This is a genomic window from Halobacillus sp. 12SKB, from assembly GCF_052941655.1.
In genome coordinates, this window is the sequence record NZ_JBRFWR010000001.1 from 1344622 (window position 1) to 1358464 (window position 13843).

Sequence of the window (13843 nt, forward strand, 5' to 3'; positions counted from 1 at the left end):
GTTAGTACATCCTTTTCAGAAATCGGGGATTTTTCTGAAAAGATATCATCTTTATGAGTCACATGCTCTGGGTGATTTTTTCCGGTAATAGGAGACCACTTCCCTAAACATTTGAGGAACGTATCATAAAGGAGTCGTCGATAATGGAACAACGAGAAAAGATTTACGATTTGATCGGAGTAGGTGTGGGGCCTTTCAATTTGAGTCTGGCAGCGTTGCTTGATGAAATAGACGAGGTTGCACCACTATTTTTTGAACAGAATGAAGCTTTTGACTGGCATCCGGGAATGTTAATTGAAGGGACAAAAATGCAAGTCCCGTTTATCGCTGATTTGGTGACGATGGCAGATCCGACGAACAAATACAGCTTTTTGAACTATATCAGCAAAAATGAGCGGATGTATCAGTTTTACTTTTTGCAGCGGCTCGACATCCCGAGAAGAGAATACAATGACTACTGCCAGTGGGTCGCTCGACAGCTCGATAGCTGCCGATTCGGGAGAAGAGTTACGAATATAAAGCATTACAAGGATAATGAAGAGCTTTTCGAAGTAGAAGTGACGAATGTAGAAAATGGAGAAACAGAAGTGTACCGCACGAAAAATTTAGTCATGGGTACAGGAAGCGTGCCGGTCATGCCACGCTCTTTCCAAGATGCCTCTTCAGAAGACGTTTTCCATACAGCAGACTTCCTGCCGAATCAGGACCGCTGTCGTAAAGCGGAGTCCATCACAGTTGTCGGTTCAGGGCAAAGTGCGGCTGAGACCTTTCGCGAACTGCTGAAAGAACAACGTGATTGTGGCTATCGTCTCGATTGGATTACGCGTTCGGCGAGTTTTGAGTCAATGGAAGAATCAAAGCTGAGCCTCGAGCATTTTTCACCGGATTACGTGAATTATTTTTACCAGCTTCCACAAAAACAGAAAGATGAGATCTTCGCTAATCAAGGACTGTATTATAAAGGAATCAGCAATCATACGATCAATGACATTTACAATCTCCTTTATGAGTATTCGGTAGGGCGGGAAGAGCTCAATGTCGGACTGCAGGTACTGAGTGAAGTGAAGGATGTTCGTCCAAAAGAAGGTGGCGGCTATGAGCTCGAATGTTATCACTATCAGAAAAAGGAAACGTTCACCCATGCAACGGATCTTGTGATTGCAGCAACGGGTTACAAGCCTTTTGTTCCAGAATTTATCCACCATTTGGAAGATTTCCTTGAATGGGATGAAGAAGGAAGATACAAAGTGACCGCGGATTATCGGCTTGTAACTACGGAAGAGACAGCGAACGAAATTTATGTCCACAGTGGGATTTCGCATACCCACGGTGTAGGATCTACCAACCTGGGATTATCCATCCACCGGAATAAAGTCATTATCAACAACCTCGTAGGACGCGAAGTCTTCGCTACGAACGAAAAAAATATTTTCCAGTCCTTCACGGTCTAATTATTATCACCCCAGCCATTCATGGCTGGGGTTTTTTGCATGATGTATTAAAGAATATGGCAGGAGGATAGCGTAAGACTTAGATTCGAGAGTTTGACACGATGTGGGGGGCGTTCGATGTTGGCACAGGACGTGCCGTACTTAATCGAACTTCCTCTATCCTTTTTGCCCCTCCTCGGACTTCGTCTTGCGAGGTCTTACCGTTTCCCAATCCCCCCTGACTACTAATGAGGCAAACGAACCCCGGTTATCTCGAAAATGAGTCTTCAACAAACGGGAGCTTTTATAGGCGGTAATGGAGTAGGGGGTACTGTTGATAATGTGTATAAAATTGTGCATATGTGAATAAAGGGAGAATGTACGAGAAGAAATCACCACTTATCCACATGTGTATAGAGGGTGATCTTTTTTCACTTTATCCAATCCTATCTCGTTAGGAATTGTGGAGATTATACAGTGTTTCCATTAAGAATCTGTAAAACTAGCAAATTGTGATGGTAATCTATTGACATCTGGTCCTTAAGGGTTAATAATATTGTAAATATACAGATGAAATAATAAATATACATAGAGGTGGATTCAGAGTGAAAGCAGGGATCGTAGGTGCGACCGGGTACGGCGGAATAGAATTGCTCCGCTTATTAACAAATCATCCACAAGTTAAAACGATAACCTTATATTCATCTTCCCAGGCAGGGGAGAAATTTGAAGACATTTACCCTCAATTCCATGGGGGGGAATCTTATGTGTTACAAGATTTAGTACCGGAGAAGATGAAGGAAGATTTGGACGTCATTTTCCTTGCGACGCCGTCTGGGGTTTCAAGTAAATTGACTCCTCAGCTGCAGGGCGGTCATGCAAAGGTCATTGATCTTTCTGGAGATTTGAGGTTAAAAGAGCCCGCATCTTATGAACAGTGGTATAAAAAAGAAGCAGCTCCTGATGATACGCTGGAGAATGCCGTCTATGGGCTCCCGGAGTGGAATCAAGAGCGAATACAGGAAGCCGACCTTATTGCCAATCCAGGGTGCTATCCGACCGCGACATTACTTGGTTTGGGACCAGTAGTCAAAGAAGGTTTGGTGAAGCCTGACTCTGTCGTGATTGATGCGAAATCAGGGGTCTCAGGTGCGGGGAAAAATCCAAATCCGATCACCCATTTTGCTCACGCCCAGGAAAATTTTCAAATTTATAAAGTGAATCAACATCAACACATCCCGGAAATTGAACAACAATTGTCCATATGGGACGACCAAATAGAGCCTGTCACCTTTTCGACACACCTCGTTCCGATGACAAGAGGAATCATGGCGACCATCTATCTTCAGTTAAATGAAGAGGTAAGTGAAGAGGATTTGCGGCAGAAGTTTAAGAGCTACTATGAGTCACAGCCTTTCGTCAGAGTACGTGAATCGGGCGGATTTCCATGCACGAAAGATGTGTACGGATCTAATTTTTGTGACATCGGTCTTACCATTGATGCCCGGACCAAGCGAGTGACCATCGTAAGTGTCATCGATAACTTAATGAAAGGGGCGGCCAGTCAGGCGGTCCAAAATATGAATCTTGTATTTCGATATGACGAGAAAACAGGGCTTGCGCCACTGCCTGTTTATCCTTAATGAAGAGAGGGAGAGATGGTTTGATACAAGCGAAGAACACCCAAACAATCGAAAAAGTAGAGGATGGTTCCATTCTTACGCCGAAAGGATACAAGGCAGGTGGAATTCATAGCGGATTAAGATACAGAAAAAAGGACTTCGCTCTTCTTATGAGTGATCGACCGGCTTCTGCAGCAGCTGTGTATACTCAAAGCCATTTCCAGGCCCCACCTCTTAAGGTGACGCAGGAAAGCATTGCGGAACAGGGGAAAATTCAAAGTGTCGTGATCAATAGTGCAGTCGCCAATGCATGCACAGGAGAAGAAGGTCTGGCCAATGCATACGAGATGCGCCGTATGATTGCAAAGAGGTTTGAGATTCCGGATGAATACGTAGCCGTTGCCTCTACAGGAGTCATTGGACAACAGCTTCCGATGGAAAAGATCGCCCACGGCTGTGAGAATGTAGAGCCTTCAGAAGAAGGATATAAAGATTTTCAGCAAGCAATTCTTACGACAGATACTTGTCAAAAGCATGCGTGCTACCAGGTACAGGTGGAGGGGAAAACCGTCACCATTGGTGGAGCAGCAAAAGGATCAGGGATGATTCATCCAAATATGGCGACAATGCTTGGTTTTATTACGACAGATGCAACCATAGAACCTGATGATTTAAAACGTGCGTTAAGCCCTTCTGTTGATAATTCTTTCAATCAGATTACCGTTGATGGAGAGACTTCAACCAATGATATGGTCCTGGCGCTTGCGAATGGAGAAATAGATCATAAATCGCTGACAGAAAATCACCCGGATTGGGAAGCTTTTCAAACTGCCCTTCAGCTTGTTTGCGAAGATCTTGCCAAACAAGTCGCCAAAGATGGAGAAGGGGCCACTAAGCTGATTGAAGTGGAGGTCACCGGTGCCCGCTCAAACGAAGAAGCGCGCGTCATTGGGAAAAAAGTGGTCGGTTCGAGCCTGGTGAAGACAGCTGTTTATGGGTTGGATGCCAACTGGGGAAGGATTGTAGGCGCTATCGGACATAGCGATGCGGTGGTAGACCCAAATCAATGCGATATCTACATTGAAGAACAACTGGTGTTTAGTAACGGAACCCCTTGTCCATTTTCAGAAGAGCAGGCAACGGAAGATTTGGATAATGAGAAAGTGAAAATGACGATTCGTCTTAACGAAGGAGATGGAGAAGGGACGGCGTGGGGGTGTGATTTGACTTATGACTATGTCAAAATCAATGCAAGCTACCGAACATAAGCCTGCTGTGGTAGTAAAGCTCGGTGGAAGTATGCTCGATCAATTAACCGATGACTTTTATAATAGCTTCAAGGACCTGCAGAAACATTATCATTGTATTATTGTTCACGGTGGCGGTCCTGCGATTACAAAATTATTAGATCAGTTGAATATAGAAGGTGAGTTTTTTGACGGGTTGCGGAAAACGACTCCGGATACGCTCGAGGTTGTAGAAATGGTCCTCGGGGGTTCAGTGAATAGCAAGATCACAGGTCACCTGATTAAAAAAGGGATGAAGGCTGTAGGAGTCAAAGGCTCTGAAACCTCGTTGTTGCAAGCGGATTACTTGGATAAAGAAAATTTAGGTCTTGTAGGAAAGATCAGAGATGTAAATCCGGCGTTTCTCCAAAAGCTTCTTGCTGAAGGATATCTCCCAGTGGTTGCGCCTTTTGGGAGAACCGCTGACTATCAAACGGTGAATATTAACGCCGACGTGGCTGCAGGAGCTATTGCTACGGCTGTCAGCGCTGAAAAGCTTCTTTATGTTACGGATGTTCCGGGCATACTCGTCGATGATGAAATATTGGCGAGCACAACCCCTGAGGAAATTGATGGAATGATTGATCAAGGAATCATCTATGGCGGAATGATCCCTAAAGTTCATTCCGCAACGGAAGCTTTATCCGACCATTTAGAAGAAGTTAGGATTGTAAGTGGAGAAAAAGCCTTGATGGAAGGTGATTTGTTGAATGGTACATCCATCAGAACGAAAAGAAAGGAGATGGTGGAGTGAGTTTATTTCCTACGTATAACCGCTTTCCTTTAACCATTGTATCTGGAAAGGGAACGACGGTGACCGATGATGAAGGGAAAGATTATTTAGACTTTGTATCAGGGATTGCTGTATGTAATCTAGGTCATCGACCTCCAGAAGTTCAGGAAGCGCTGGAAAAACAGTTGGATCAGGTATGGCATGTATCAAACCTTTACCAAATTCCCGTGCAGGAAGAGGCGGCCCAATTATTGTGTAAAGCTTCTGGGCTGGATTATGCTTTTTTCTGTAACAGTGGGGCTGAAGCGAATGAAGCGGCCATTAAGCTTGCCCGTAAACATACAGGGAGAGAGAAGATTATTACATTCAAGCAATCTTTCCACGGACGGACATTTGCTACGATGAGTGCAACCGGTCAGGACAAGATTCATGATGGATTCGGTTCTCTGCTTCCCACTTTCGAATACTTCCCTTATAACGATGTACAAAAAATAGAGGAAGTGCATGACGGCTCTGTGGCTGCGATCATGGTCGAAGTCATACAGGGAGAGGGTGGAGTTGTACCGGGGACCAAAGAGTTTTTGAAAACGGTCGAAGATAAATGCCGGGAATTAGATGCCCTTTTGATCATTGATGAAGTTCAAACCGGGATCGGCCGTACAGGAAAAGCTTTCGCCTATCAACACCATGGGCTGGACCCGGACATCGTGACAGCTGCCAAAGGATTGGGGAGTGGATTCCCTGTCGGGGCTATGATAGGGAAAGCTGATTTAAAAGATTCCTTCACAGCTGGATCTCATGGTTCTACGTTTGGTGGGAATCCGTTAGCTTCAGCAGCAGTGAAAGCGACGCTTGAAAAAATCTTCGTTTCTGATTTTCTCGCTTCTGTTACGGAGAAAGGGACGGTATTCAAAGATAAGCTTGAAGATTCATTGGCGCGCTTTAAAAGTGTGAAAGAAGTACGTGGTAAAGGTTTGATGTTGGGAATTTCCATATCCAGTGAAGCGATTCAAATCGTTCACTCATTAAGGGAAAAAGGACTTCTGGCTGTGGTTGCTGGTCCGAATGTTTTGAGGCTGCTCCCTCCATTGACTGTGGAATATGAGGAAATGGACCAAGCTGTTGCTTTAATTACCGAAGCGATTCAACAGTATGAAGACAGTCTTCAAAAAGCATAAAAAATGTATAGACGGTGATGTTCACAGTCGTGTTCAACACCGTCTTTCTCAAAAGTTAAATGTATAAAAATACGCAATATATAATAAATATTCATTTTATGGGGTGATGGAATGAAAGGATACTTATGTTTACAAGACGGAACATCATTTGAAGGAAAGGTTTCACAGCACTTTGATCGAAGCGTCCAAGGGGAGGTCGTCTTCTTCACCGGCATGACGGGTTACCAGGAAGTTCTCACCGACCCTTCTTATAAGGGGCAGATTGTCGTATTTACGTATCCATTGATAGGAAATTATGGGATCAACGATGAGGATGATGAAAGCAAAGAGATTCAAGTAAGTGGTGTGGTCATGTACCAATGTGCGGAAACTCCTTCACATTTTCAGGCAAGGAAGTCCTTAGGATCTTATCTGGACGAACAAAACATTCCATACATGACAGAAGTAGATACGAGAGAAGTGACCAAGGCCATTCGCGCAGAAGGAACCCAGCAAGCCGCTCTTTCTCTCGAGACAGATTATCTATTCAAGCCGACAAAGACCCATCAGATTCAGCAGGTAAGTGGTGAAACGATTGATACTTATGGAGAAGCAGGGGTGCATGTGGCACTCATCGACTTCGGTTGGAAGAAATCGATTTTGAATGCTCTTCTTGAAAGAGGTGTCCGTGTCTCGGTCCTTCCTTTTTCCAAAATCGAAATGCTGGATACGCTTCAACCAGACGCTATTGTACTATCGAATGGACCAGGGGATCCAAAGGATACTGTCGACTTTTTACCGTTTTTGAAAAAGGCTTTGGAGAAGTTCCCATCTTTTGGAATCTGTATGGGGCATCAGGTCATCGCTCTTGCTTTTGGAGGGGATACGACGAAGCTGACATTCGGTCATCGCGGCGCGAACCATCCAGTCAAAGATGTGGTATCAGGAAAAGTGTTTCTATCCTCGCAGAATCATAATTATGTGGTCAAAGAAGGCAGCCTGAATGGGACGCCGCTCGTAACAAGGTTTTATAACGTTAATGACGGTTCCATTGAAGGGCTGATGCATGATAAGAAGCTGATTATGTCCGCACAATTCCACCCGGAAGCCCATCCCGGGCCGAAAGATGCGGAATGGTTGTTTGATCACTTTCTTACACTTGTAAAGAACAAAGGAGTGAAGGTACATGTCTCGTAAAATATTAGTCATTGGGTCAGGTCCAATCATGATCGGGCAGGCGGCGGAGTTTGATTACTCCGGCACACAAGGATGTCTTGCGCTGAAAGAAGAAGGGTGTGAAGTTATCCTCGTGAACAATAATCCAGCCACCATTATGACAGACCATGACGTGGCAGATGTCGTTTACTGTGAACCCTTGACGGTTGAAAGCTTAACGAAAATCATTGATCTGGAAAAACCGGATGCGCTCCTTGCTGGACTTGGGGGACAGACAGCGCTCAATCTAGCTGTTGAATTGGAAAGAGAAGGCGTTTTGCAGGCCTATGATCTCGAGTTGTTAGGGACCAGTGTCCATTCAATTCAAAAAGGGGAGGACAGAGAGTTGTTCCGGGGATTGATGCATGAATTGGCCCAACCGGTTCCCGAGAGTGAAGTAATTACGACGATCGAGCAGGCGGAAGCTTTTGCAGAAGAAGTCGGTTACCCAATTATCAGTCGCCCTGCTTACACGCTTGGCGGACGTGGGGGTGGAATCGTTCACAGGCCGGAAGAACTGGAAGAGTTGATTGCGACGGGTCTCAAAGCGAGTCCGATCCACCAGGTCATTGTTGAGAAGAGTATCGCAGGTTTCAAGGAAGTTGAGTATGAGATCATGCGGGACCACAATGGGACGTGTATTTCCGTTTGTAATATGGAAAACTTCGACCCGGTGGGCGTTCATACGGGAGACTCCATTGTTGTCGCTCCTTCCCAGACATTGTCGGATAACGATTACCAAATGCTCCGAACAGCGGCGTTCAAGATTGTTTCTAAACTCGATGTGGTCGGTGGTTGTAATGTTCAATTTGCGCTTGATACAGAAAGTCGTCAATACTATGTGATTGAGATTAATCCGCGCGTTAGTCGTTCATCAGCACTGGCTTCGAAAGCCACGGGGTATCCGATTGCAAAAATGGCGACCAAGGTGGCTTTAGGGTACACGCTTGACCAGCTTGAAAATCCACTTACCGGCTATACGTTCGCAAGCTTTGAGCCGGCGCTTGATTATGTCGTCGTTAAATTCCCGCGCTGGCCGTTCGATAAGTTTTCAGAAGCCGATCGTAAGCTTGGGACGAAGATGCGGGCGACAGGGGAAGTCATGGCCATCGACCGGACCTTGGAAGGGGCTTTTCAAAAAGCCGTCCAATCTCTGGATACGAACATCCCCGACATTCAGAACCCATGGGATCACCTGGAGAAACCAACAGACTTGCGCTACTTTGCTATTCTCAACCTCCTAAGAAAAGGAGAAAGTCTGGAGACGATTCACGAAAATACGAAGATAGATCGCTTCTTTTTACAGGTGCTGAAAAACCTTGTCGATTTAGAAAAGTGCCTGCAGCAGGAGACATTGGATGAAGGACTTCTGAGAAAAGTGAAAGTTTGTGGTTTTTCAGATAAGGAGATTGCTCGCCTTGTTGGGATATCTGAAAAAGCAGTGCAAAAAAAGAGAGAAGCTTTCGGGATTCTTCGTCAATTCAAGCTCGTCGATACATGTGCAGCGGAATTTGAAGCAGCTACGAACTATGTGTACAGCACATTTGCAGGTGTGAATGAGATTTCACCACTTCCCGGGAAGAAAAAAGCGTTGATTCTTGGATCCGGACCGATTCGAATCGGCCAGGGAGTTGAATTTGATTATAGTGCTGTGAAAGCCATTCAAAGTCTGCAAAAACAAGGGTGGACGACCGTTATGGTGAACAACAATCCGGAAACCGTAAGTACGGATTATGAAACAGCGGATCGCCTTTACTTTGAACCGATTCAAAAAGAAATCATAACATCCATCGTTGATCACGAAGACATTGACCTTGTATTCACGGCATTTGGCGGGCAGACAGCCATCAATTTAGCTGCTGAGTTAGAGGCAGAAGGGATGCCGCTTGCTGGAGTCGAGACAACCGTTTTAGATGCGCTCGAGGACAGAGATAAATTCTATGCGGCATTAAATGATTTGAACATCCCATATGTTTCAGGAACCACTTGTCATACAAAAAATGAAGCGCTAAAAGCGGCAGAACATTACTCTTTTCCGATTCTTTGCCGCCCGTCCTATGTCATCGGCGGTCAGGGAATGGTCATAGTCAAGGATATGAGCGAATTGAAACAGTCGCTTCAAGAAGCGGATGAACGACACTACCCCGTTGTGCTGGACACCTTTATGCAAGGAAAAGAAGTAGAGGTGGACCTCGTGGCGGACGGTGAAAATATCTATCTTCCTGAGATCATTGAACATTTAGAACCGGGAGGAGTGCATTCAGGAGACAGTATGGCCCTTTTTCCATCAACGCTTGGTGATGATGTCAAGAAGACCATCGAATCCTACAGCCATAAAATCGTATGCCATTTTAATTACAAAGGAATCATGAACATCCAATTTTTACTGAGTGGAGAAAACGTGTATGTGCTGGAGGTGAATCCGAGAGCGAGTCGGACGGTACCGATTGTGAGCAAGGTGGCAGACGTTCCCCTTGTTGATTTAGCCGTTCGTGTATTGGCATCCGGTGAGGTTGATTTGATGTCCATTCCAAAACCTGTGTTTGAGCAAACAGCCGTGAAATATCCTGTATTCTCTTCCTATGCTTTGACGGAAGTGGATCATAAGCTTGGTCCGAATATGAAATCCACGGGTGAAGGGATGTGCCTTGGAAAGACCACAGAAGAAGCCCTGAGAAAAGTGTTCTCCCACTTACCGAATGCGCTAGAAGTAAGAGATTCCTGCTTTGTCGAAGGGGATTCTCCTTTTTCACTTAAGGACTTTGACGAGTGGCTCAAGCTAGAGGAAGCTGCCATTTATGTTAATGATGGATCAAGTTCAGAGGATAGCGAACGAAGAATACAGGCTGTGAAAAATGGAATGACCGTTTTTAGTGAGAAAGCGACGTTCGATGCCTATCTTCAATCTTTGGCTTGTAAAGATTTCACCCCTGCCCCTCTGCCGGGTAATAAACGTGAAGGAGTGCATTCGTAATGAATTTGATGGAACAAATGTATACAACAGATGGTTCGATGCATGGGAAAAACGTTTTGACTTGGCTTGATTACAATCAAGCTGAGGTTTCCCAATTGTTAGCGCAGGCCCAACATTTAAAGGAAAACCCGTATTCCCAATCATTGAAAGGGAAAAACCTGGCGATGATTTTTGAAAAATCTTCGACAAGAACGCGTGTTTCGTTTGAAGTCGGCATGGTTCAGATGGGCGGTCATGCCCTTTATTTAAACACAAGGGACATTCAGGTCGGCCGCGGTGAAACCATTGCGGATACGGCTCGTGTGCTCTCTGGATACGTTGATGCCATCATGTTCAGAACGACCTCCCATGGAAGGTTGAAAGAGCTGGCTGAACACGCCTCTGTACCTGTCATTAACGGCTTATGTGATATCTATCACCCGTGTCAGGCTTTAGCTGATATCTTCACCATTTTAGAACTGAAAGGTCGCTTGTGTGGAGTGAAGGTTGTTTACATCGGTGACGGAAACAATGTCGCTCATTCACTGATGATTTTAGCGGCTATGATGGGCATGGAAATGGTCGTTTCAGCTCCGGACGGATATCAGCCCGATCCTTTGATTACCGAGAAATCACAAGCGCTGGCGAAGCGGTATGGAGGATCCGTTGTACTGGAAAAGAACCCAGAAAAGGCTGTAAAGCAAGCGGACGTTATTTACACAGATGTGTGGACAAGTATGGGGCAGGAAGAGGAGAGTGAAAAGCGCTTGCTGGATTTCAAAGACTACCAAGTAAATGAAGCCTTAATAAACAAAGCTAAATCGAATGTCTCCTTTTTGCATTGCCTTCCTGCCCATCGAGGGGAAGAAGTTACAGCAGGCGTCATTGACGGGAGTCATTCGGCGGTCTTTCAGCAGGCTGAAAATCGTATGCATGTCCAAAAGGCCATTTTACAAGCGGTCGTCGGTTGGAAGTGAATTTATGAGCATAATTCTGACCGAACCAACAATAGGATATAGGAATAGGACCTCATAAATAAAATCATGTAAAAAGAAGGTCGAAAGGCTACGAATTTCATCGAACACACAAATTTTACAAGGAAATCTAGGATCGATGTGGAAGTAGTTAGGGAGAATATTCAAAACCAAAAGGAGTGGCCATGCAATGAGTAAGCAAATGACAACCGCTGTGGAACCCCAGGTTGTTCGTAGGTCCAATATCAAGGTCGTGGGTGTCTCGTGTCAAACCATGATGGATGAACGGGAATATAAAATCCCGCGATTGATGGAGCAGTTCCATACGACCAATTTGCCAAAAGTAAGAAACAGGGTCAACGCGCCACGGTCTATCGGGATGTTCGTCGATCCGCCAAATTGGAATGAGATGACCGATGCCTTTTATTGGATTGCTGCTGTAGAGGTCGATAGCTTCGAGAAAATTCCGCCAAACATGATTACAAAGACCATCCCTGCTCATACGTATGCCATGCTTGAATATGATCCTTCCGTTCATGAATTTAACCCTTACGCTTATTTGCATCAGTGGATAAAAGATGAAGGTTATCAACAAGTAGAAGGATTCGGATTCGAGGAATACAAACCTTATACAGGTGCTGAAACCAGTTATCGCTTATTCCTTCCAATTAAATAGGTAAAAGGAAAGCAAGGATTGCACTTCAGAGTGCATCCTTGCTTTTTCGTGTTTTCAAATATGAGTTGGTGCCAGGCACCGGCGAATCGGCTGCATGTACTGGTCGTTCTGTTCATAACTTTACAATCATCCATTACTTTTGATTACGCTGATCTCCCAATCGATTCAGTTGGTTGGAAATAAGAATTAAAAGAGCGATCACAGGTATGGCAAAAGCCCCTGTTCCTACTAAAGGAAATAGAACACAACCTAACATGGAACTGAGAAACACTGTAGACCAAAGGTAAATAGGATAGTCTTTCATTGTGGAACCCTCCCACAAACGTATCATAATATTTGGCATGGAAGAAGGTGCGGATTAAATAAAAAGCACTCCCTGACAATATAGGGAGTGCTTCCTTCAATTTATGCGACATCTGCATTACTGTTTTCTTCGGTTGTTTTTGATTTGCGGCCGAATAAAAAAGGGATGGCCAGGAGAAGAATGATCACTGCAAAAATGGCAATATTGGAATCAATGAGATTAATCATATTTCCTAAAATGACTCCGATTACACTAAAGTCAGCATCTCCGAACGTTGTTCCTTGGAAGCCTAAAGATCCCAGTACCGGTAGTAATAGAGCCGGCAGGAAGCTGATCATGACACCGTTGGCCATTGAGCCGATCACCGCTCCTCTTCGACCGCCAGTAGCATTACCGAAGACTCCGGCAGCGGCACCAGTGAAGAAGTGTGGAACCAACCCTGGAACGATAACTTTCAAACCAAGTAAAGGTAAGAATAACATGCTTACAAGGCCCGCAATGAAGCTGGATAGAAATCCGATGATGACAGCGTTCCCTGCGAAAGGGAAGATGGCTGGAGCATCAAGCGCGGGTTTAGCGTTAGGGACGACTTTATCCGCAATACCTTTGAACGCAGGAACGATTTCACCAAGAAGCATACGCACACCGGCTAAAATAATATAGACCCCGGCTGCGAATGTAAGTCCTTGCATGAATGCGAAGACTAGAAAGTTCTGTCCGGCGCTCAGTTCGCCTTCAACAAAAGCGGGACCCGCTGCACCTGCAACAACGAAGAACAGAATGATCATTGTTAAAGATACAGAAACTGATGTGTCTCTTAGAAAACCTAGTGACTTTGGCACTTTGATTTCTTCTGTTGATTTTGATCCTTTTCCGACGCGCTTTCCTACAAAAGAAGCGACAAGATAGCCGATCGACCCGAAGTGCCCGATGGCAAAATCATCAGAACCCGTAACTTTTCGTGTGAAAGGCTGAAGCATGGCAGGGAAAAGGACCATCAATGCTCCAAGGATAATAGACCCCAGGATAATCAGGGTAATGCCTGAAAAACCGCCAGTGGATAAAATGACAGAAATCAGGCAGGCCATGAACATTGTATGGTGGCCGGTCAGAAAGATATATTTAAAAGGGCTGATTCTTGCAAGGATAATATTGACGACCATTCCGAATAACATGATCATCGCCGTTTCTGTCCCGAAGCTTTCCTGGGCAAGGGCAACAATCGCTTCATTGTTCGGGATGACTCCGTCTACAGCAAAGGCTTCATTGAACATACTGCTGAATTGTCCCAGGGACTGTACGAGAACATTCGCACCAGCCCCCAGGATGACAAAGCCCATGACCGTCTTAAGCGTTCCGGAGACAACATCCCCTGTATTTTTGCGCTGTACCAGGAGTCCAATCAGGGCAAATAAACCGACAAGGATCGCAGGTGTACCTAAGATGTCTTTCATTATTAAATCAATCATGGGAGACGCTCCTTTGTAGTTTAA

11 protein-coding genes are annotated in these 13843 nt (G+C 45.0%); 9 read left to right on the forward strand and 2 right to left on the reverse strand.

The features are described 5' to 3' along the window. The first annotated feature begins 143 nt into the window (after positions 1 to 143). The 9 genes from ACQ4XT_RS06650 to ACQ4XT_RS06690 all read left to right on the forward strand — a co-directional run bounded on the left by ACQ4XT_RS06650 (position 144) and on the right by ACQ4XT_RS06690 (position 12046). A complete protein-coding gene (locus ACQ4XT_RS06650) occupies positions 144 to 1451 on the forward strand; it encodes a lysine N(6)-hydroxylase/L-ornithine N(5)-oxygenase family protein (RefSeq protein WP_446852982.1) in 1308 nt (435 codons plus the stop codon). A gap of 584 nt (positions 1452 to 2035) precedes the next feature. After that, on the forward strand, positions 2036 to 3073 hold the full coding sequence (gene argC / locus ACQ4XT_RS06655; protein ID WP_446852983.1) for an N-acetyl-gamma-glutamyl-phosphate reductase: 1038 nt from the start codon (positions 2036 to 2038) through the stop codon (positions 3071 to 3073). A gap of 20 nt (positions 3074 to 3093) precedes the next feature. Beyond that, on the forward strand, positions 3094 to 4320 hold the full coding sequence (gene argJ, locus ACQ4XT_RS06660; RefSeq protein ID WP_446852984.1) for a bifunctional ornithine acetyltransferase/N-acetylglutamate synthase: 1227 nt from the start codon (positions 3094 to 3096) through the stop codon (positions 4318 to 4320). After that, positions 4289 to 5092 carry an acetylglutamate kinase gene (argB, locus tag ACQ4XT_RS06665; RefSeq protein WP_446852985.1) on the forward strand — a complete coding sequence of 268 codons (804 nt, stop codon included), beginning with the start codon at positions 4289 to 4291 and terminating at the stop codon, positions 5090 to 5092. The genes argJ and argB overlap by 32 nt, the downstream gene beginning before the upstream one ends. Next, a complete protein-coding gene (gene argD, locus ACQ4XT_RS06670) occupies positions 5089 to 6249 on the forward strand; it encodes an acetylornithine transaminase (protein WP_446852986.1) in 1161 nt (386 codons plus the stop codon). Before argB ends, argD begins: the two co-directional genes overlap by 4 nt. A 111-nt stretch (positions 6250 to 6360) precedes the next feature. Continuing rightward, the gene (locus tag ACQ4XT_RS06675; protein WP_446852987.1) at positions 6361 to 7425 is read left to right on the forward strand and encodes a carbamoyl phosphate synthase small subunit; all 1065 of its coding nucleotides are present in this window, start codon (positions 6361 to 6363) and stop codon (positions 7423 to 7425) included. Beyond that, complete coding sequence (gene carB, locus ACQ4XT_RS06680) at positions 7415 to 10417, forward strand: carbamoyl-phosphate synthase (glutamine-hydrolyzing) large subunit (protein WP_446852988.1); 3003 nt, start codon at positions 7415 to 7417, stop codon at positions 10415 to 10417. The genes ACQ4XT_RS06675 and carB overlap by 11 nt, the downstream gene beginning before the upstream one ends. Further along, a complete protein-coding gene (argF, locus tag ACQ4XT_RS06685; RefSeq protein ID WP_446852989.1) occupies positions 10417 to 11373 on the forward strand; it encodes an ornithine carbamoyltransferase in 957 nt (318 codons plus the stop codon). Before carB ends, argF begins: the two co-directional genes overlap by 1 nt. 187 nt (positions 11374 to 11560) lie before the next feature. Next, positions 11561 to 12046: a GyrI-like domain-containing protein gene (locus tag ACQ4XT_RS06690; RefSeq protein ID WP_446852990.1), complete on the forward strand. Its 486-nt coding sequence runs from the start codon at positions 11561 to 11563 to the stop codon at positions 12044 to 12046. Positions 12047 to 12179: 133 nt separating this feature from the next. Here the strand turns inward: ACQ4XT_RS06690 and ACQ4XT_RS06695 are convergent, their stop codons facing one another. After that, on the reverse strand, positions 12180 to 12350 hold the full coding sequence (locus ACQ4XT_RS06695; protein WP_446852991.1) for a hypothetical protein: 171 nt from the start codon (positions 12348 to 12350) through the stop codon (positions 12180 to 12182). A gap of 101 nt (positions 12351 to 12451) precedes the next feature. After that, positions 12452 to 13819, reverse strand: coding sequence for a PTS ascorbate transporter subunit IIC (ulaA, locus tag ACQ4XT_RS06700; protein WP_446852992.1), 1368 nt, complete (start codon positions 13817 to 13819; stop codon positions 12452 to 12454). Positions 13820 to 13843 lie beyond the last annotated feature (24 nt).

Excerpts from the sequence above, each read along its gene's own strand:
- ACQ4XT_RS06695 (WP_446852991.1), bottom strand. The coding sequence starts at position 12,350 with ATGAAAGACTATCCTATTTACCTTTGGTCTACAGTGTTTCTCAGTTCC.
- argF (WP_446852989.1), top strand. The coding sequence starts at position 10,417 with ATGAATTTGATGGAACAAATGTATACAACAGATGGTTCGATGCATGGG.
- ACQ4XT_RS06650 (WP_446852982.1), top strand. The coding sequence starts at position 144 with ATGGAACAACGAGAAAAGATTTACGATTTGATCGGAGTAGGTGTGGGG.
- argB (WP_446852985.1), top strand. The coding sequence starts at position 4,289 with ATGTCAAAATCAATGCAAGCTACCGAACATAAGCCTGCTGTGGTAGTA.
- ulaA (WP_446852992.1), bottom strand. The coding sequence starts at position 13,819 with ATGATTGATTTAATAATGAAAGACATCTTAGGTACACCTGCGATCCTT.
- ACQ4XT_RS06690 (WP_446852990.1), top strand. The coding sequence starts at position 11,561 with ATGAGTAAGCAAATGACAACCGCTGTGGAACCCCAGGTTGTTCGTAGG.
- ACQ4XT_RS06675 (WP_446852987.1), top strand. The coding sequence starts at position 6,361 with ATGAAAGGATACTTATGTTTACAAGACGGAACATCATTTGAAGGAAAG.
- carB (WP_446852988.1), top strand. The coding sequence starts at position 7,415 with ATGTCTCGTAAAATATTAGTCATTGGGTCAGGTCCAATCATGATCGGG.